Genomic DNA, 19,101 nt, shown 5'->3' on the forward strand with positions numbered 1-19,101 from the left:
GGTTGAACTATTCCGCCGTACCGTGGGAATCATACACAATTGTTTATTGCTATCGCGTCGTGTGATACGTCGGAGATGTCAGAGAAATATCGAACGACGCGACGGGTGTATCTAAAGGGCGCGACGGCCGCGGGGGTGGCCGGGCTGACCGGACTGTCAACCTCGGCGGGTGCCCGGCAGGGCGGTCCCATCCAGATGGGGTCGATTCTCCCCATCACGGGGAACCTGAGCGCCTACGGAAGCGGGATGCAGAAGGCGGTCAACATCGCCGTGCAGGACGTGAACGACGCCGGCGGGCCGCTGGGTCGGCAGATAAACATGACGAACACCGACAGCCAGACCCAGCCCTCGCGGGCCATCCAGCAGTACAACACGCTGGTCAACGAGCAGAACATCATCGGGTTCGTCGGGGCGGCGTCCAGCGGAGTCTCGGTTCCGCTGGCTCAGAACGTCGCGGCCGACCAAGTGATGCAGATGAGCAACGCCAGCACGTCACCCGCGCTGTCGGAAATCGGCTACGCCGAGGGCAGCAACGTCAAGTACTTCGGCCGGACCGCCCCGAACGACGCCCAGCAGGGCATCGTGATGGGCCGCATCCTCAGCGACGACAAGTACATCGGCGCGGACAAGGCGGCGTTCCTCTTCGTGGACAACCCCTACGGGCAGGGTCTGGCGGAGCGCGCCCGCGAGCAGTTCCAAGGCGAGACGGTCGGGATGGTCGGTTACAGCCAGCGGGCCAGCGACTACACCTCGACGCTCGACCAGTTGTTCAGCAACAACCCCGACGCCATCGGGTTCATCGGCTACCCCGGCAACGGTCGAACCATCCTAAACCAGTGGAACAACGGCGGCTACGGCGGCGAGTGGGTCCTCAGCGAGGGACTGAACTCCTCGGAGTTCCTGAGTAGCCTCAGCAACATCACGTCGGGGATGTATCTGGCGTCGCCCGACCCCGAGCAGACGCCGGGCCGGACCACGTTCGAGCAGAAGATGGGCGACCAAGCCGGGACGCTGTTCGCGCCCCACGCCTACGACTGCCTGTTCTTGGAGGCACTCGCCATCCAAGCCGCCGGAGAGGCGTCGGGGACCGCCATCGCCGAGAACATCCGGTCGGTCTCGCGGCCCGAAGAAGGTGCAAGCCAGCAGACCGCCACGACCACCGGCGGGGGTGGCGGCGGTGGCGGTGGCCAGCAGGCCAACGTCGTGACTGTCGGCGAGTTCCAGAAGGCCAAGGACTTGCTCTCGAACGGCGAGGACATCAACTATCAGGGCGCGTCGAGTCCCGTCAACCTCAACGAGTCGCTCGAACCGCTCAACCAGTTCGCCATCCTGCAGGTGCAGGGCGACGGGTCGACTAAGGTGCTGGAGACGATTCCCCGGAGCTTTTTCAAAGGGAAACTGGGCGTCGGTGGCGGTACGACTACCACGACGACGCAGGGATAAAGCCGCGACGCCGGACAGTCGGCCCGCGACGTCAAATTTTTCGACGCTCGGCCGAGGGGAGCGACGGGTCAGCAGGCGAAATTTTACGTCCGGTGAGGTGACCAACCCCGACCGGACGCTTCGCGCGGTTCCGGACGAGTCAGTGGGCCCATCCCGGGACTGCCAGTCCGACTAACCTGAGAGAGGGCTGAGCCATACCGCCAGGGCCGTATCCGAAGGTGAGGACGTGTCGCCGATTTCGAGGCGGAACGCCGGAACCGCGGTCGAGAAGAGGGTCGCTAGTCGTCGGTCGCGGCCTCGCCGGTATCGCCGCCGCCACCGCCGCCGCCGCCGAGGTAGAGTTCCGTGACCTCGTCGTTGTCGAGCAGGGCGTCACCGGTGTCCTCGAACCGGTTCTCGCCCATCTCCAGCACGTACCCCCGGTCGGAGTTCCGGAGCGCCTTCCGGGCGTTCTGCTCGACCATCAGGATGGCCGTCCCCGACTCGTTTATCTCGATTATCTTCTCGAACACCTCGTCTACGAGGTCAGGCGCGAGGCCCGCCGAGGGTTCGTCGACCAGCATCAGGTCCGGGTCCACCATCAGGCCGCGACCCATCGCGAGCATCTGCTGTTGGCCGCCGGACATGGTGCCGGCCTTCTGGTTCTGGCGCTCCTCCAGAATCGGGAAGCGGTCGAACACCTCCTGCAGGGCGCCTTCGGGCATCGAGTCGAGGATGTACGCGCCCATCTCCAAGTTCTCGCGCACGGTGAGGTTCGGGAAGACGTTGTCCACCTGCGGGACGTAGCACATCCCCTCGCGGGTGATTTCGTCCGGTCGGAGGTCGGTGATAGGCGCACCGTCGAACGTGACCGACCCGTCCCAGCACTCGATGAGACCGAACACCGCCTTCATGAACGTGGACTTCCCGGCGCCGTTCGGGCCGATGATGCAGACGATTTCGTCGTCGCTCACGTCCATCGAGACGCCGTGGAGAATCTGGGCGTCGCCGTAGCCCGAGACGATGTCGCGGGCTTCGAGGAGTGCCATCGATTATCCCCCCAAGTAGGCGTCCACAACTCGTTGGTCGTTCTGTACCTCCTCGGGCGTGCCTTGCATCAGCTTCTTTCCTTGGTCCATGACGATGATGGTGTCCGAGAGGTTCATGATGACCTCCATGTCGTGTTCGACGATGCAGAACGTGTAGCCCTGCTCGCGCAGACTCTCGATTCGCTCCAGCAACTTCTCGGTCAGCGCGGGGTTGACCCCGGCGACCGGTTCGTCCAGCAGGATGAGGTCGGGGTCGGTCATCAGCACCCGACCCAGTTCCAGCAGTTTGCGCTGGCCGCCGGAGAGGTTGCCAGCGTACTCGTTGGTGAGGTGGTCGATTTCGAGGAACTCCAGCATCTCGACCGCGCGCTCGCGCACGTCGTTCTCCTCCTCGGCCACCGCGCCGCGCCGGAACCACGCGTTGGTCAGGCGCTCGCCGCGCTGGTCTTGGGGCGCGAGCATCAGGTTCTCTAGCACGGTGAGTCCCTGTAGCTCGCGGGTCAACTGGAACGTCCGGGACAGACCCGCCTGCGAGACCCGGAACGGGCGCTGGTGCTTCACGTCGAGGTAGTCGTTCTTGACCTTCTCCTCGGCCTGATAGACGCCGGCACCTAGTCCCGCGCCGACGACCGCCGCGGCGCCGAGTCCGAGCGTCGAGACCCCGGCGGCCGCGGCGGTCGCGAGACCGACGCCGCCGAAGGTCATCCCTGACGCGCCCATCCAGATTCCCTGCTCGGTGTCGCTCGGCCGCATGATGTCCTGCAGGTCGGTTCCGCGGTACCGGACCTCGCCGCCGTCGGGTTCGTAGAACCCGCTGATGAGGTTGAACGTCGTCGTCTTCCCGGCCCCGTTCGGGCCGATGAGACCGGTGACGGTCCCCTCCTCGACCTCGAACGTCGCGCCGTCCACGGCGGTGATGCCGCCGAACGTCTTGCGTAGGCCTTCGACTTCCAGTATCGATTCGCCGGTTCCGTGGGTCTCGCGTTCGGATTCGACTGTCTCGCTCATTCTTCGGTCACCTCAGCGACGGTTCGTTGCTCGCCCCACAGCCCTTCGGGGCGGTAGTAGAGGATGACGATGAGTAGCGCCCCGATGAACGCCAACCGGAGCGCCTGCACCGACGAGCGCGCCGCCGTCGGGAAGAACGCCGCGATGTCGGCGGTGGCCTTCTGGAACGCCCAGTAGATGGTTGCACCCAGAATCATCCCCTTGTTGTTGGCGGTCCCGCCGATGATGAGCGCGAGGAACGCGATGAACGTCACCCGCGGCGCGAACATCGTGTGGACCAGACTCTGGAAGTAGATGGCGGTCAGGCCGCCGGCGAACCCGGCGAGCGCCGACCCGAGCATCATGCTCTGGACCTTGTAGGCGAAGGTGTTCTTCCCGAGCGACGTCGCCACGTCCTCGTCCTCGCGGATGGACTTCAACACCCGGCCGAACGGCGACTCGACCGTTATCTCCGCGAGGTAGTACAGCATCCCGAGCGACGCCAGCGTCAGCACCAGCAGGAACCGCGAGTAGTCGAACGCCGCGGTTCCGGCCTGAAACTTCAACAGCCACAGCAGGTTCTGGACGGTGTTGTCCACGACGGCGCCCGCGCCCGCGCGCTGGAACGGAACGATGTTGGCCATCACGAAGTACCGGATGACGAACAGCCAGATGGCGCCGACCCCGACGATGCGGACGAACTCGACGCCCGACCCGAACCGACTCCAGTTCGACCCGAGGTAGTAGACGCCGTAGAGGAACGCGACGAGCATCCCCATCGTCACGAACAGGCCGAAGCTGCTCATCGCGTCGCCCGACCCGCCGCCCAACACGATGAGCGGTACGAAACACGCGACGAACACGACCGCGAGGGCGAGCGCGACGCCGAAGTCGCGCCCGGAGAGGTCGCTGTACCGGCGGACGACCGCGACCGCGCCGAAGACCCACGTAAACAGCGAAATCGCCGCGAGGAAGACGAACGCGACCGTCGGCGAGTCGCCCGCGACCAGCGCGGCCCCGAAGGCGACCGCCGCGGTGACGGCACCGGCCGCCGGCGCGTAGCGGCGGTTCGCACCGTAGAACCCCGCTGTGACGGCCGCGAAGACCACGACGCCGAACAGCCAGTCGAGGTTCACGCCGAGGAGCGTCCACCACTCGAAGGCCTGCCACGCGACGCCTCCGGCCGCCAGACCGAAGAGCGCGCCGCCGCCGAGCAGGAGTCGCTGTTCGGACGCGCCGGTCTCCGTGCGCGAGCGGCGGGCGGCGACGTAGCCGACCCCGAGCGTCGTCAGCGCGAGCAGGCCGTCCACGACCCACCCGCCGACGCCCGGCGTGCCCGATATCGTCCGGCCCGCGGCGACGCCGCCGTCGGAACGCGGTCCCGACGAGGCGGGCGACCCGTCGGCACGCTCGCCGCCGTCGGCCTTGGCTTCGACGCCCTCGGCCGCGAGTTCCGAGTCGCGCTCGGTGCCGACCTGCGCGAGCAGGTAGGTCGCCACCGTCCAGAGGACGAGGACGACGAATCCGAGGAGCGCGGCCGCCTGAAGCGTGTCGGCCGGGAGCGGGAAGTGGTCGCGGAACGGCTGGCTGAACCCCCGGAGCGACCCGGGACCGTTCGCCAGCCAGCCCTCCGACTGGACGACGCGCTTCAGGATGACCGAGATGCCCAGCACCGCGATGGCGAGGTAGTCCTCCCGGAGACGTATCGCCGGGAGCGCGACCAGCATCCCGAGCAGTCCGGCGACCAGCGTCCCGACCGCGATGGCCGGGAGCCACGGCCAGTTCCACCCCAGAATGTACGTGGTGAACTGCTGTTCGCTGGCGGGCGGTAAGACCAGCAACGCGGTGACGTACGCACCGACCAGATAGAACGCCACGTGTCCGATGTCGAGCAGGCCGGTGTAGCCGAACTTGATGTTCAGTCCGAGGGCGAGTATCGCGTAGATGCCCACGATGATGCCGAGCGAGACGAGGCTGGATGACAGTGCCATGTTAGCTTCCTCCCGTGATGCCTTCCGGTTTGACCAGCAGGACGACGAACAGGATGGCGAACGCGATGGGGATGCGGTAGGTCGACCCGATGTTCGGAATCGCGTAGATGCCCACGTCCATCGACAGTCCGACGATGTAGCTCCCGAGAATCGCACCGTACACCGACTGGAGGCCGCCGAGGATGACCCCGGCGAACATCGGGAGCAACAGGAAGAATCCCATGTTGACCGTCAGCTGGCTGAACAGCACTCCGAGCATCACGCCGCCGACCGCGGCGAACGCCCCGGCGATTATCCACGTCGCCATCATCACGCGGTCGGTGTTGATGCCCGTAATCTTCGCGAGGTCGATGTTGTCGCTGGAGGCCCGCATCGCCTTCCCGAGTTTGGTCTCCTGAAGCAGGAAGTGCAGGAATCCCATCATCCCGAGCGCGATGAACAGGACCGAGGCCCGCATGACCGAGATGCGGATGCGGGTCGCGAACGCCGACGAGTCGGGAACCGACCCGCCGCCCGCCAGCGCGAACAGGAGCGCGACGAACGTCACGATTCCCCCGAGCGCCGCGGTGAGTCTCGGTCCGACGGTGTGGCCCGCGCCGTAGCCCTCCGCGCCGCCGCTCCGCCAGCGGTAGGCCGCGGCCGCGACGACCAGCGTCAGGCCGACCAACGCGACGAACGCGAGCCACGAGTAGGTCGCGGTGAACATCGCTTGGTCGGGTTCCGGCCCGGTGTCGATGACGTGCATCGTGAAACCGCTACCGGTGACGTAGAAGTCGAAGAACTTCGCGGCCGACAGGCCGATGTCGTAGCCGAACACCGTGCCGACCTGCGGGACGACGTAGGTCCGGACCTGTCCGCCGTAGAACGCCTGCGTACCGAACCGAAGCACGAAGGAGAGACCCAGCGTGACGATGAGCATCGTCGCCAGCGAGGCGTCCTTCGCGCGGAACTTCTGGAAGATTACCTTCTCGAGGAACGGTGCTATCCACGCGAGCATCAGCGCCGAGAGCAACAGTCCGGCCCAGATCGAGGGGAATCCGAGCGTGACGACGACGCCCAGCACCGCCGCGACGGCCGCGTGGACGCCGAGTGCGAGCGCCGGACTGGGGTCGCCGGGCCACCACGACCCCTTCAGCGCGGGGAGACCGCCGAGTAAGTACACCGTGGCCAGCGCCGACCCGGCGGCGAGGACGAAGAGGACGGCCATCCCGACGCCGGTGAGTTCGCGGGCCGCCGCGTCGGTCAGCATCTCGAAGACCGGCACGGTCGTCGGTTTGTTGACGAACAGCGCCATGTACGCCCCGAGCATGAGGAGTTCGCCGTGCGCGAAGTTCGGGACTTCGGCGATGTTGTACACCAGCGCCAGTCCGATAGCACCCAGCGCGACGATGCTCCCGGTGACTAATCCGGTCGTAATCGCGTTGGCCAACCCGGTACTAGGTGGCATGTGAAACCACCTCGCATGTCTGCTTGTCACAACCTACCATATGACGTATCTCGCAAGCCCGACCTATTTGTGTCTTGCGCTTTTTCACACCCCTCGAAGAAGCGGATGGCCTGCGCTCGAGACGGTGGTCCAAGCGTAGAGCGTCTATCGACGTCCAGAACGACTATCTGGGTCCGGGACTGCCGCCTGCGCTAGGACCGCCGGGCCACGGTCCACGTCCGAGCAGCACGGTCGCGGCAAGCGTCCGAACGAGAGCGGACAGTCTCCCGGTCCGCGATTGCCGGAGCGTTCCGGTCTCCGACTACCGGGACATCTCGGTTCCCGATTGGGAGTCGCCCGGCCGACCCGACCGGTTACACTTCGCGGCAGTCGGCGCAGATGAGTTGGCCGTTGACGTTCGCGAGTTCTCGGCTCAGCGTTCCGCAGGTCTCGCAGATGCTCCGGTCGGAGTACTCGCGGCGGTCGCCGTTCTCGCCGACGGTCCCGGTCGGTTCCGCGGGCCGGTCGCCGGTCATCGGTTCGCCGCCCACGCGGTCGTCGCTCATCGGTCCGCGGCCACTGACCTCGGCGGGCGAGTCGCCGTGGAACGACGGGACGGCCGACAGCGACGCCGACGCCGAGATGACGTCGCGCTCCGAGAGGACGCCGACGAGTTCGTCGCCGTCGGTGACGAGGAGTCGCCGGATGTCCTCGCGAGACATCGTGCCGGCGGCGTCCGACAGTTCGCGCTCGGCGTCCACCGAGACGACCGGTTCGGACATCACCGACGACACCTCGGTCTCGGCCGGAGCGCCCTCCTCGGCGACCAGCGAGAGTACGTCCGACTCGGTCATGATGCCCACCGGGTCGCTCCCGCGGAGGACGACCACACAACCGGTTCCCTCCTCGTCCATGAGTCTGACCGCTCCGAGAACCGTGTCCGATTCGCTGACGCCGACGTATTCTCGGGTCATCACGTCCCGGACAGTCACTTCGCCTTCCATGTGCGAAAGATTGGCACAGATTCTCTAAAAGGTATCCCCGGCAACTTTATGCCCGTAAGAAACCAACGTTAGAAGTTGTCTCTTCGGACACGACGAGATTGGCGGTCGGACGGCGAACCGCCGGCGGGAGCGAAGTTACCCCGTCATTGCTCGACGAGGCCGGCGACGGAGTTCGATTCGGGGTGTTCGTTCGGATACGCGAGCGTCGAAAAACGGTATCGACCAAAAACGACCGAAACGGCCGTATCGACCGCACCGACCCGACCGCGTGTCAGTCGATGACGACGCGGTCGCCGTCGTCGCGGCAGTCTTCGAGCGCGTGCTTGGCGGCCATCCCGGCGGTCTGAGCGTTGGCGGCCTGTCCGACGCCGACCTTGAGTTCGACTTCGACGGTCTCCTCGACGTGCCGAATGGCGTCCTCGTAGGCCGCCGCGTCGAGGTCGGGGGAGAGCGCGATGACGTTGTCCCCGCCGACGAAAAAGGAGAGGCCCTCGTGGGCGCGCCGGAAGTACCGCATCAGTTCGGCGTAACCCTGTTCGATGTGGATGAACGAGTCGAAGGCGTTCAACTGGTCGGTGTACTTCCCGGTGGCGTCGTTCACGTCGAAGTGCGCGATCTGCACGTCGTCGTCCGTGCGCTCGTCGGGGTCGAGCGTCGCGCCCCGGAGGATTTCGGTCCGGTCGGCCGCCTGCGCGCTCCCGGCGTCCTGAATGTGTTCGGTCGCCGCGGAGAGCGCCTCGACCGGACTCGGGTCCACGCCGACGCCGAAACTGACGGTCACGGGGTAGCGGTTGGCGACCGACTCCTGCACCAGCGCGTGGTCGGCCTCGTCCATCCCGTTCGTGACCGCTATCATGTTGTCGAACCGGGTGAAGAAGACGTACCCCTCGCGGTTGCCGACCAGTTGCGCGAGGTCGGCGTAGAGTCGGGACTGGAGGGTCTGGAGGTCCACTTCCCGGCGCGGTTCTGGCGTCACGGTCCACGGTCCGTAGTTGTCGATCTGAATTAGGGTGACCTGCGCGTTCGTCACTGTTGGGCGTTGGTTTGTGACGGTGGCTTATAAGTTATCCTAATTGTGGTAGCGTTTCCAGAACTGAGAACGGAATCGGCGCGGGAGACGAAACCCGACCCGTTCGATTGTCGATACGGACAGAATATCACTGAGAGAACCGAAACCCGACTCGATACGGAGTCGAAGTGACTGTACGGTCGGACTCCGACGATAGAAGTCGGGAATCGGAAAATACTCGTCCACATTTCGGGGCGTTTCGTAGACGTATCTCACAATACTTATCCGTGCGGCGGACATTCGTTAATTTGCTATGGCAGAAGGAACCGTTGACTTCTTCAACGACACAGGCGGCTACGGCTTCATCGACACTGAGGACGCGGACGAGGACGTTTTCTTCCACATGGAAGATATCGGCGGCCCCGACCTCGAGGAAGGCACTGAGGTAGAGTTCGAGATCGAGCAAGCGGACAAGGGTCCGCGCGCGACGAATCTTACGCGACTTTAAATTAGCGCAGTTGTCCGCTTGACGGCGGTACGACTCGTGATTTTCTCTGGAACCGCACGCGAGTAGCGCTGGCTATTCCGGGACGACTCGTAGATACGTGAGCAGGTACTGCTGACGCCGGAGTCGAAATCCCGTGCGGGATTACCCGCGACTCGTCACGAGCAGGCGTTGTTACGCGACCAGCGACAGCGATTGTGGGACGGCCGACAACGTCCCGAAACCGTCCTCCCGCGCGGCGGGACACCGCCCGCGGAGAGAGCGGAAATCCGAATCCGAGGGATTCAAACCACAGTCTGCCCTGCACCTCACCAATGACCATTCCGTCGTTCGTCGTGGGTATCGCGGGGGGAACCGGGGCCGGAAAGACGACGGTCGCCCGCGAGATTACCGAGGAGGTCGAGGACGCCGTCACGCGGATTCCGATGGACAACTACTACAAGGACCTGAGTCACATGGACTTCGAGGAGCGCACGGAGGTCAATTACGACCACCCCTCGGCGTTCGAGTGGGACCTCCTGCGCGAACATATGGACGCCCTGCTCTCGGGCCAGACCATCGAGATGCCCCAGTACGACTTCGAGATTCACAACCGCAAGACGGAGACCGTCACGGTCGAACCGACAGACGTCATCGTGCTGGAGGGCATCTTCGCGCTCTACGACGAGGAACTGAACGAGATGCTCGACATCCGGGTCTACGTCGAGACCGACGCCGACGTGCGCATCCTCCGGCGCATCGAACGCGACGTGGTGGACCGCGGCCGCGACTTAGAGGGCGTCATCGACCAGTACCTCTCGACGGTCAAACCGATGCACGAACAGTTCGTCGCGCCGACGAAGAAGCGCGCCGACCTCATCATCCCCGAGGGAGCGAACGCCGTCGCGGTGAACCTGCTGGAGGAGAAGGTCCGCGCCGAGACCTACACCGACTCGGGGTCGGTCTGGACCCTGAGCGAGGAGGGCGTCGAGCGCGAGGACGCCGAACGCCTCGCGGTCACCAGCGCGGGCGCGACCGACGCGGAACCGGGCGCGGCCGACGCCGAACGCGGAACCCGCGAGGGCGACCGGCGGGCGGGGCCGGACGACGAGGACCCGGAGAAGTGGAACGACGAGAACGAGAAGTAGCTCGAACGACGAAAATCCGATTCAGGCGCTCTTCTTCTCGGGGTTCTCGCCGCGCGGGTGGTAGTCCCAGAAGCCGCCCCGGCGCATCCCCGCGCCGACGGCCTTGTGGAAGTCCAGAATCGAGTCGAACTCCTCGCCCTCGACGTGTTCGAAGATGTCCGCGACGCTGACGACGCGCTGGTAGTTGATGCGAACCGGTTCGTCGGCGTGTTCCTCGACGAACTCCCGCTTCGAGAGCGGGAAGTCCTCCTCCTCGTCGAGTTTCTTGGCGAGAATCGCCATGCCGTACTTGCGTCCGCCTTCGCTCCCTTCTTCGCCGTCGGGGTCGTGCGGCCAGTCCATACCCGGAACGTGGGACGGGCCGTAAAAAGAGTTTACCGTTCGTCGGAGCGTCCGAGACGCGGACGGTGACGCGGTAATCGAACCGGAACGGCCCCGACGGCGGACGACGGAACCGCCGCGTTAGCTTCGGGAGGTCAGTCGTCGGCGTCGGCCGGACTCGTTCGCTCGCCGAGCAGTTCCTCGCGGTGTTCGTCGAGCAGGGGCGCGCACTCGCCCGGGTCGGGCGGCGTCTCGCTCAGTTTGATGGGCGACCCCGCGACGGTCACGTCCTCGTCGGCCCCCGGCTGTTCGACCTCGACCAGCATGTCGCGGGCCCGGACGTGAGGGTCCTCGAAAACGTCGGCGACGTCCTGCACGGGCGCGCACGGGACCGACCCTTCGAGCGCGTCGCACAGTTCCTCGGCGGTCCTGCCGGCGGTCCACTCGGCTATCTCCTCGCGGAGCGACTCGCGGTCGTCGAGGCGGTCGGCCGCGGTCGGGTAGTCGGCCGCGAGGTCCGGCCGGTCCATCGCCTCGCAGAGGGCGTTCCAGTGGTTGTCCCCGAACGCGGCCACGACGACGTGGCCGTCCGCGGTCTCGAAGGCGTTGTACGGGAACAGCGTGGGGTGGGAGTTCCCCCGGCGAGTCGGGACCTCGCCGGTGTAGGAGTGCTGGTAGACCGTCCGCTCGCACATCGAAATCATGGCGTCGTACATCGCGGTGTCGACGTACTGGCCCTCGCCGGTCCGGTCGCGGTGGTGAAGCGCCGCGAGGATGCCCACCGCGTTCAGCGTCGCGGTGAACAGGTCGCCGATGCCCGGCCCCACCTTGGTCGGCGGGCCGTCCTCCGGTCCCGTAATCTCCATCACGCCGCCGAGCGCCTGCGCGACGAGGTCGAACGAGGGTTGGCCCTGTCGGTCGGTCTCGCCCGTGCGCGGGTCGCCGAACCCACGGATGGAGGCGTAGACGAGTTCGGGGTTGCGCTCGCGCAGGGTCTCGTATTCGAGGGCGAACCGCTCCATCGTCCCCGCTTGGAAGTTCTCCGCGACCACGTCGGCCTCCTCGACCAGTTCGAGGAAGTCCTCGCGGTCGGCCTCGTCGTTCAGGTCGAGTTCGAGGCTCCGCTTGCCGCGGTTGACGCTCTGGAAGTACCCGCCGTAGGCCTCCCGGTCGCCCCCGTCGTCGCCGACGAAGGGAGGATTCGGTCGTATGAGGTCGCCGCCGGGACGCTCGATTTTTACCACGTCGGCGCCCAAATCCGAGAGGAGCATGGTACAGTACGGTCCCGCTAGAACCTGCGTGAGGTCGAGTACGCGCACGTCGTCGAGCGCTTGCATCGTTTCACCCCTCGCCGACCCGCGACAAAAATCTTCGCAATAGATGATTACATTTGTCTGAAAGGGACATGGACACCCTCAAATGACCTTAAAGGGGTTTAATCATGAACAATGATTATCTTTAAGTATTGTTCATGGAAGTTGTAGGTGATGTCTGCTACAGTCATCCTCGGCGTCATCGGGTCCGACGCGCACGCCGTCGGCATCACGATACTCGAACAGGCGCTCTCGACGGCCGGTTTCGAGGTCGTCAACCTCGGCGTCCAGTCCAGCCAGCAGGAGTTCATCACCGCGGCCGAAGCACACGAGGGTGACGCCGTACTCGTCTCCTCTCTCTACGGACACGCCGAGCAGGACTGCCGCGGGTTCCACGAGGCCATCGCGGACGCGGACCTCGACCTCGTCACCTACATCGGCGGCAACCTCGCGGTCGGGCAGGACGACTTCGACCGGACCAGCGAGCGGTTCCGGGAGATGGGCTTCGACCGGGTCTTCGACTCCGAGACCGGTCCCGAGGAAGCCATCGCCGCGCTCAAGGCCGACATGAACATCGCGGAGTCCGAAGCCGAACGAGCCAGACTCACGAGCTGAGTTACCCCTCTCGATTCACTCAATGTTACGCGACACGCGACTCTCCGGAAGAGACCTCTCGCGCATCGGCCAAGAGATACGGGCGGACTGGTCGGTCGACGACCTCGACTTCGAGGAGGCGGTCGAGTACCACGACTCGCTGCCGGCGAGCAAACGGTTCGCCCGGGTCCTCGAAGACGCCGACCGCCCGCTTCTCCAACCCCGGGCGGGGGTCCCGCGACTCGACGACCAGATCGAGCTTCTGGGCCACCTCGAAGAGGCGGGGCGGGCCGACCTGCTCCCGACGACCATCGACTCGTACACGCGAGACAACGAGTACGAGAAAGCCCAGCAGGGCCTCGAAGAGGCCCGCGAGAGCGGCGAGGACACTCTCAACGGCTTCCCCGCGGTCAACCACGGCGTCGAGGGCTGTCGGGAGCTAATCGAGGCGCTCGACGCGCCCATCGAGGTCCGCCACGGCACGCCCGACGCCAGACTGCTCGCGGCCGTCACGTTCGCCGGCGGGTTCCAGAGCTTCGAGGGCGGTCCCATCTCGTACAACATCCCCTACACGAAGGAGCACGACCTCGCCGAGACCATCGAACACTGGCAGTACGTCGACCGCCTCGCCGGAGCCTACACCGAGCGCGGCGTCACGATAAACCGAGAACCGTTCGGGCCGCTCACGGGGACGCTGGTCCCGCCGAGCATCGCCATCGCGGTGATGCTGGTCGAGGGGATGCTCGCCGCCACGCAGGGCGTCCGGAGCGTCACGCTCGGCTACGGACAGGTCGGCAATCTCGTCCAAGACATCGCGGCGCTCCGGGCGCTCCGCGGACTCGGCGAGGAGTACCTCCCGGACGAGGTGGCCGTCACCACCGTCTTCCACGAGTGGATGGGCGGGTTCCCGCCGGACGAGGCCCGCGCCAACGGCGTCATCGCGCTCGGCGCGGCCACCGCGGCCATCGCGGAACCCGACAAGGTCATCACCAAGTCCCCGCAGGAGTTCGGCGGCGTGCCGACCAAGGAGGCCAACGCCGCGGGTCTGCGGACCACCAGACAGCTCATCGACATGATGCGAGAACAGGAGATAACCCTCGACGGCGTCGAGCGCGAGCGCGAGTTCATCGAGAAGTCCACCCGGTCGCTGATGGACACCGTCCTCGAACTCGGCGACGAAGACGTGGCCCGAGGCGTCGTCGAAGCCTTCGACACGGGAAAACTCGACGTGCCGTTCGCGCCGAGCGACAGCGCGGAGAGCGCGGTGCTCCCGGCCCGCGACGACGACGGTCGGGTCCGCATACTCCAGTTCGGCGACCTCGCGCTCGACCCGGACCTCAAGGACGTTCACACCGACCGACTCGACCGCCGGGCGCGCGCCGAGAACCGCGACCGGTCGTTCCAGATGGTCGCCGACGACGTGGACGCCATCAGCGACGGGCGACTCATCGGCCGGCCGGGAGGTGAGGGCGCGTGACGACGATAGAGACCGTCCGAGCGGTGCCCGGCGCGTCGGGGTTCTTCTTCGACGACCAGCGCGCCATCAAACGCGGGGCCGAACGCGACGGCGCCGCCTATCGAGGCGACCCCGTCACGCCCGGGTTCGACCGCGTCCGGCAGGCGGGCGAGGCCATCAGCGTCCTGCTCGAACTCGGCGACGGCACCGTGGCGACCGGCGACTGCGCCGCCGTCCAGTACTCCGGCGCGGGCGGCCGGGACCCCCTCTTCCGGGCCGCGGAGTTCCTCCCGGTCGTGGAGGGACCGGTCGCCGACGCGCTTGTCGGTCGGCCCGCCGAGCGGTTCGCCGAGAACGCCGCGCTCACCGAAGAAATCCGGACGGCGTCGGGCGACCCACTCCACACGGCCATCCGGTACGGCGTCTCGCAGGCGCTCCTCGACGCCGCCGCGAAGGCGCGCCGCGCGACGAAGACGGACGTGCTGGCCGACGCGCTCGGGACCGACCCGGCCGACCGACCGGTCCCCGTCTTCGGCCAGTCGGGCGACGCCCGCCGCGACAACGCCGAGAAGATGCTGCTGAAGGGCGTGCCCGTCCTCCCGCACGGCCTGTTCAACAGCGTCGAGAAGGTCGGCGAGTCGGGCGAGCGACTGGTCGAGTACCTCGATTGGCTCGCGGACCGGACCGCCGAACTCGGGCCGGCGGGCGCGGACTACTCGCCCCGGTTCCACGTGGACGTGTACGGCGTCCTCGGCGAGATTTTCGAGGCCCCGTACGACCGGCCGGAGGTCGCCGACTACTTCGCCGACCTCCGAGCGGCGGCCGACCCCTACCCGCTCCAGGTCGAGGGACCGATGGACGAGGGCGGCCGCGAGGAGCAGATTTACGCGATGGCCGAACTCCGCGACGCCCTCGCGGACGCCGGCGTCGGCGTGGACCTCGTCGCCGACGAGTGGTGCAACACCTTCGACGACGTGACGGCGTTCGTGGACGCGGGCGCGGCCGACGTGGTGCAGGTCAAGACGCCCGACCTCGGCGGCGTCCACCGGAGCGGCGAGGCGGTCCGGTACTGCGAGGGGACCGACACCCGCGCGTACCTCGGCGGGACCTGCAACGAGACCGCCGAGTCGGCGCGGGCCTGCGCACACGTCGCGCTCGCCACCGACGCCGCGCAGGTCCTCGCCAAGCCCGGCATGGGCTTCGACGAGGGGTACATGATAGTGGAGAACGAGATGCGGCGAGCGCTCGCGCGCCGCGGCGACTGGCGCGCGCCGGTGGCGAACGGGGAGGCGGTCGCGGATGACTGACTGGACCGACCCCGACGCGTTCGCGGCGGCGCTCGAGCGCGCCGAGACCAAGGAGAAGGGCAACTGCTTCGAGGACTTCGCCGAGGGCGAGACCGTCGAACACGACCCCGGTCTCGTCCTCTCGCGCCGCGGGTCGGAACTCTGGGCGGGACAGACGCTCAACTACGACCCGACGTACTGGCGGCCCTCGGTCGCCGAGGCCCGGGGCTACGACGCGGTGCCGGTCCACCCCGACTACCTGCTGGCCTGCGTGATGGGCGCGAGCGTCGGGGACCTGAGCGAGAAGGGCGGCTACTTCCTCGGGCGCGACGACCTCCGGTACCACCGTCCGGGGGTCGCGCCGGGGACCGAACTCCGCGTGGAGTCGGTGGTCGAGAGCAAGGCCGAGTCGAGTTCCCGGCCGGCTTACGGCATCGTGACGTGGGAGACCACGGGATACGACGCCGCGACCGGCGACCCGCTCCTGTCGTACACCCGGACGAACATGATTCCCCGCCGGGAGCCAATCGCGGCCGACGGCGAGGGGGCGAACGCGGGGGACTCCGAGGACGAGGAGGCGGAACGCGCCGACGCGGACCTCCCCGACGAACTGCTCGCGCCCGAAGGCGGCCACTTCGAGGACTTCCGGGAGGCGCTCGCCCGGGCCGACGGCCGGGACGCCGCGGTCGCCTACCGCCACGAGCGGGGCCGGACCATCGACGACACGACGGTGGCCCAGCTCCCGCTGGCGACGCTCAACACCGCGAAGCAACACCACAACGCCGACGCGATGGCCGACTCGCCGTCGGGCGAAATCGTCGCGTACGGCGACGTGACCCGTTCCATCGCGCTCGGCCACGCGCGCTCGGACGAGCAGACCCTACGTGAGGTGTCCTGCGACGACGAGCGATTCCACGACTTCGTGACCGTCGGCGACACGGTTTACGGCTTCACGCACGTCCTCGACGCGAACGACGGCGACGCGCGGAACGCGGGCGAGGTCACTTTCGAACACGTCGCGTTCAACCAGCGCGACGAACCGGTCTACTCCGGGACGCGAACCGCACTCGTCCGGAAGCGAGCCTGACGACTAAAACGCACACCCGAAACCACACCCAATCCATGACGAACACCCGACTCTGCCGAACGTTCCAGACCGCGCCCGCTGGCGTCCCCCGCGACGACAGCGCGAAGTACCTCGTCTCCGGCCTCGCGGCCGAGGGCTGGCAGGCGCCCGACTGGCTGGTTCCCGACCTCGAAGACGGCACCGCGCCCGACCTCAAGGACGAGGCGCTGGCGAACGTCCGGGACCTCCTGCCGGAGTACGCGCCCGACTTCGCGGGCGAAATCTGGCCCCGCGTCGAGTGGGGCTACGACGACGAGGCGACCCGCGAACGCGGCCGCGACCAGATAGCGACGCTCGCGGCGTCGGTCGGCGACCACCTCGACGGCGTGGTCGTGCCGAAGGTCGGCCGACTCGACGACGTGAAGGCGGCCGAGGCCGCGGTCGAAGCCGCGGTGCAGGAGTCGGGCCGCGAAATCGAGATGGCGATAATCGTCGAGACCGCGCGCGCTCGGTCGGACCTCCGGGAAATCGCGCAGTTCGGCCGCGACTCGCGGCTCTCGGCGCTCGTCTTCGGCCCGGTGGACTACGCCGCGGAACTCGGCGGTCGGGACGTCGGCGGCCCGGAGGGCGGGCCGAACTGGCCCGGCCTCTACGAGGCGATGTCGAACGAGGCCAGCGCGAACGACCTGCTGGCAATCGGCGGTCCCTTCGACAAACTGTTCCGGGAGCGCGCGGGCGTGACGTTCTACAACGGCGACGAGTACGCCGCGCACGTCGAGCGCGAGGCCCGCGTCGGACTCGACGGCAGTTGGTCGCTCCACCCGAACCAGACCGAGCAGGCCAACCGCATCCACCTGCCCACCGACGCCGAACTCCGCGAGGCGGTTCGGAAGATAGAGGCATTCACGGAGGCGAAAGACGAGGGGACCGGCGCGGTCTCCATCGACGGCCAGATGGTGGACGAGGCGACCCTGAAGAACTTCGAGAACACGGTCGAGACGGTCCGGGCGGTCCACGACGCCCGCGAGTCCCAGACCCGGGAGTGCTACGACGCCGACCTGCTGGAGCGCGCGCTCGCGGTCGGGTGAAGCGCGAGAGCCGCGAGCAGATGCACTGCTCGCGGTATCGCTCCCGTCAGAAGGACGGTGGGATTGGGATTTGAACTACGCCGAGACGGTCCGGGCGTGCGGCGCTTCGCGCCGTTCCGGGCGTGCGACTCGTCTACTTCAAATCCCACCGTACGCCGAAAGCGCTCGCGGACTGGCGAGCAGATGCACTGCTCGCGGTATCGCTCCCGTCAGAAGGACGGTGGGATTGGGATTTGAACCCAAGAGGCATGACGCCACCTGCTTTCAAGGCAGGCGCAATAGGCCGCTCTGCCATCCCACCGCGCGGTCCAAGCTACCGACTCGTCCGTCTAAGAACTGTCGGTCTGCGTTCGAACCAACTCGGGGCCGGCGTCGCCGTCCGCGACCCGCAGGCCCCACTCGCGGAGCAGGGTCGCGGTGTGTTCCGGAACGATGCGTCCGGCCGCGGCGCGGGCGTTGAGTTCGGGCACGAGCGAGAGGAGGTCGGTCCCCGTCGCCACCCGGGTCTCGGTCGGGAGGAACCCGACCTCGTGGCCTGCATCGACCGCGCGGTCGGTCAGCGTCTCGACCGCGGGCGAAGCGTAGGCGCCCTCGAAGTCGATGGTGTCGGTGAAGCCGGCGAAGTGGACCCGGCCGCGCTCGCTCGGCCCGAGGACCACCTCGTTGCGCCGGAGTTTCATCGCGGCGCTGTCGATTTCCTTCCGGGTGAGCATCGGCGCGGTGCCGGGGACGACCGCGGCCGACTGGGCGTCTTCCTCGCCGAGCAGGTGCGAGACGGTGTTGCCCGCGCGGGCGGCGAACGTCGACCCGACCTGCACCTCGAACCGGGCCTCGTCGTGGTCCGAGAGAGCGTCGGTGACGAGCGCCCGGACCTCCGCCTCGGCGCTCCGGTCGCTCGCGTCGGCGGACTCCTCGTCGCGGTAGTTGACGAGGAGTTCGCCGCCGCTCCGCTCGGCCGCTCGGACGGTGTCTTTCAGCATCGCGGCGTAGAGGTCGGCCGCCTCCTCCTCCGAGAGCGGCGACGACTCGGCGAGTTCCGGCAGTACCAGCCCCGGCCGCGGCGGGTCCGCGAAGACGGCGATGACAGTCATACCTCACTCTCGGTGGGCCGCGGCCTTGAAAGTCGTCATTCCCGCTCCGGCGAAGTCGGTTCGTCGCCTCGGCCGCAGCCGAGGTAACACCGGCGAGTCGGGTGACGCCCACCGACGGCGAAAAGCCCCGTTTTTTGTCGGCGGCGACCCTCCCCTCGCGTATGAACTGGTGGAAGCCACTCGCGGCGCTGTCGGTCGCGTTGGTCGCGTTCGTCGCGGTCGGCGCGCTGGTCGGACTGGTCCAGGAGGTCCTCGGAAGCGTCGCGGCGCTCGCGGTCGTCGCCCTGCTACTCGTCGCGGTCGTCGCGGCGAGCAAGGCCGGCACGTCGCCGAACCGCTGGCTGTCGAACCCCTACTGGGAGTGAG

At 67.2% G+C, this 19,101-nt stretch carries 18 protein-coding genes and 1 tRNA gene; 9 read left to right on the top strand and 10 right to left on the bottom strand.

Annotated elements, in window-relative coordinates; genetic code table 11:
* Positions 1–75: 75 nt before the first annotated feature.
* Complete coding sequence (locus M0R89_RS18015) at positions 76–1,443, top strand: ABC transporter substrate-binding protein (RefSeq protein ID WP_248650460.1); 1,368 nt, start codon at positions 76–78, stop codon at positions 1,441–1,443.
* A 278-nt stretch (positions 1,444–1,721) separates the two neighbouring features.
* On the opposite strand, the gene M0R89_RS18020 is transcribed toward M0R89_RS18015, so the two are convergent.
* From M0R89_RS18020 to M0R89_RS18045, 6 genes are all read right to left on the bottom strand, one after another.
* Positions 1,722–2,471 (bottom strand): ABC transporter ATP-binding protein, encoded by a 750-nt coding sequence (locus tag M0R89_RS18020; RefSeq protein ID WP_248650461.1) that lies wholly within the window; start codon positions 2,469–2,471, stop codon positions 1,722–1,724.
* Positions 2,472–2,474: 3 nt separating this feature from the next.
* Positions 2,475–3,479 (bottom strand): ATP-binding cassette domain-containing protein, encoded by a 1,005-nt coding sequence (locus tag M0R89_RS18025; protein ID WP_248650462.1) that lies wholly within the window; start codon positions 3,477–3,479, stop codon positions 2,475–2,477.
* Positions 3,476–5,449 carry a branched-chain amino acid ABC transporter permease gene (locus M0R89_RS18030; protein WP_248650463.1) on the bottom strand — a complete coding sequence of 658 codons (1,974 nt, stop codon included), beginning with the start codon at positions 5,447–5,449 and terminating at the stop codon, positions 3,476–3,478. The genes M0R89_RS18025 and M0R89_RS18030 overlap by 4 nt, the downstream gene beginning before the upstream one ends.
* Position 5,450: 1 nt before the next feature.
* Positions 5,451–6,896: a branched-chain amino acid ABC transporter permease gene (locus M0R89_RS18035; RefSeq protein WP_248650464.1), complete on the bottom strand. Its 1,446-nt coding sequence runs from the start codon at positions 6,894–6,896 to the stop codon at positions 5,451–5,453.
* Positions 6,897–7,249: 353 nt separating this feature from the next.
* Positions 7,250–7,879, bottom strand: coding sequence for a CBS domain-containing protein (locus M0R89_RS18040; RefSeq protein ID WP_248650465.1), 630 nt, complete (start codon positions 7,877–7,879; stop codon positions 7,250–7,252).
* Positions 7,880–8,150: 271 nt separating this feature from the next.
* Positions 8,151–8,909 carry a GTP cyclohydrolase IIa gene (locus tag M0R89_RS18045; protein ID WP_248650466.1) on the bottom strand — a complete coding sequence of 253 codons (759 nt, stop codon included), beginning with the start codon at positions 8,907–8,909 and terminating at the stop codon, positions 8,151–8,153.
* 292 nt (positions 8,910–9,201) lie between these two features.
* On the opposite strand from M0R89_RS18045, the gene M0R89_RS18050 reads away from it, so the two are divergent.
* Both M0R89_RS18050 and udk read left to right on the top strand, forming a co-directional pair.
* Positions 9,202–9,396, top strand: coding sequence for a cold-shock protein (locus M0R89_RS18050; protein ID WP_135825806.1), 195 nt, complete (start codon positions 9,202–9,204; stop codon positions 9,394–9,396).
* A gap of 311 nt (positions 9,397–9,707) precedes the next feature.
* The gene (gene udk / locus M0R89_RS18055) at positions 9,708–10,520 is read left to right on the top strand and encodes a uridine kinase (protein ID WP_248650467.1); all 813 of its coding nucleotides are present in this window, start codon (positions 9,708–9,710) and stop codon (positions 10,518–10,520) included.
* 21 nt (positions 10,521–10,541) lie between these two features.
* On the opposite strand, the gene M0R89_RS18060 is transcribed toward udk, so the two are convergent.
* Entirely contained in the window at positions 10,542–10,862 is a 321-nt protein-coding gene (locus tag M0R89_RS18060) for a DUF5785 family protein (protein ID WP_248650468.1), read from the bottom strand.
* A gap of 134 nt (positions 10,863–10,996) precedes the next feature.
* Positions 10,997–12,178 carry a succinyl-CoA:mesaconate CoA-transferase gene (gene mct, locus M0R89_RS18065; protein ID WP_248650469.1) on the bottom strand — a complete coding sequence of 394 codons (1,182 nt, stop codon included), beginning with the start codon at positions 12,176–12,178 and terminating at the stop codon, positions 10,997–10,999.
* Positions 12,179–12,328: 150 nt separating this feature from the next.
* On the opposite strand from mct, the gene glmS reads away from it, so the two are divergent.
* From glmS to citE, 5 genes are read left to right on the top strand one after another with little or no spacing between them, the layout of a single operon-like run.
* A complete protein-coding gene (glmS, locus tag M0R89_RS18070; protein ID WP_248650470.1) occupies positions 12,329–12,769 on the top strand; it encodes a methylaspartate mutase subunit S in 441 nt (146 codons plus the stop codon).
* Between the two features lie 22 nt (positions 12,770–12,791).
* Positions 12,792–14,225, top strand: coding sequence for a methylaspartate mutase subunit E (locus M0R89_RS18075; protein WP_248650471.1), 1,434 nt, complete (start codon positions 12,792–12,794; stop codon positions 14,223–14,225).
* Entirely contained in the window at positions 14,222–15,511 is a 1,290-nt protein-coding gene (locus M0R89_RS18080; protein ID WP_248650472.1) for a methylaspartate ammonia-lyase, read from the top strand. Before M0R89_RS18075 ends, M0R89_RS18080 begins: the two co-directional genes overlap by 4 nt.
* Positions 15,504–16,577, top strand: a complete 1,074-nt coding sequence (mch, locus tag M0R89_RS18085) for a 2-methylfumaryl-CoA hydratase (protein ID WP_248650473.1) — start codon at positions 15,504–15,506, stop codon at positions 16,575–16,577. The genes M0R89_RS18080 and mch overlap by 8 nt, the downstream gene beginning before the upstream one ends.
* A 35-nt stretch (positions 16,578–16,612) precedes the next feature.
* Positions 16,613–17,644: an L-malyl-CoA/beta-methylmalyl-CoA lyase gene (gene citE / locus M0R89_RS18090; RefSeq protein ID WP_248650474.1), complete on the top strand. Its 1,032-nt coding sequence runs from the start codon at positions 16,613–16,615 to the stop codon at positions 17,642–17,644.
* A 218-nt stretch (positions 17,645–17,862) separates the two neighbouring features.
* Here the strand turns inward: citE and M0R89_RS18095 are convergent.
* Together M0R89_RS18095 and M0R89_RS18100 are read right to left on the bottom strand one after the other, a co-directional pair.
* A tRNA-Ser gene (locus tag M0R89_RS18095) sits at positions 17,863–17,945 on the bottom strand.
* Between the two features lie 28 nt (positions 17,946–17,973).
* Positions 17,974–18,735, bottom strand: coding sequence for a TIGR04282 family arsenosugar biosynthesis glycosyltransferase (locus M0R89_RS18100; protein ID WP_248650475.1), 762 nt, complete (start codon positions 18,733–18,735; stop codon positions 17,974–17,976).
* A 161-nt stretch (positions 18,736–18,896) separates the two neighbouring features.
* Between M0R89_RS18100 and M0R89_RS18105 the strand changes: the two genes are divergently transcribed.
* A complete protein-coding gene (locus M0R89_RS18105) occupies positions 18,897–19,100 on the top strand; it encodes a hypothetical protein (RefSeq protein ID WP_248650476.1) in 204 nt (67 codons plus the stop codon).
* The last annotated feature ends 1 nt before the right edge of the window (position 19,101 follow it).

It is taken from the genome of Halorussus limi (assembly GCF_023238205.1).
Classification (GTDB): Archaea; Halobacteriota; Halobacteria; order Halobacteriales; family Haladaptataceae; genus Halorussus; species Halorussus limi.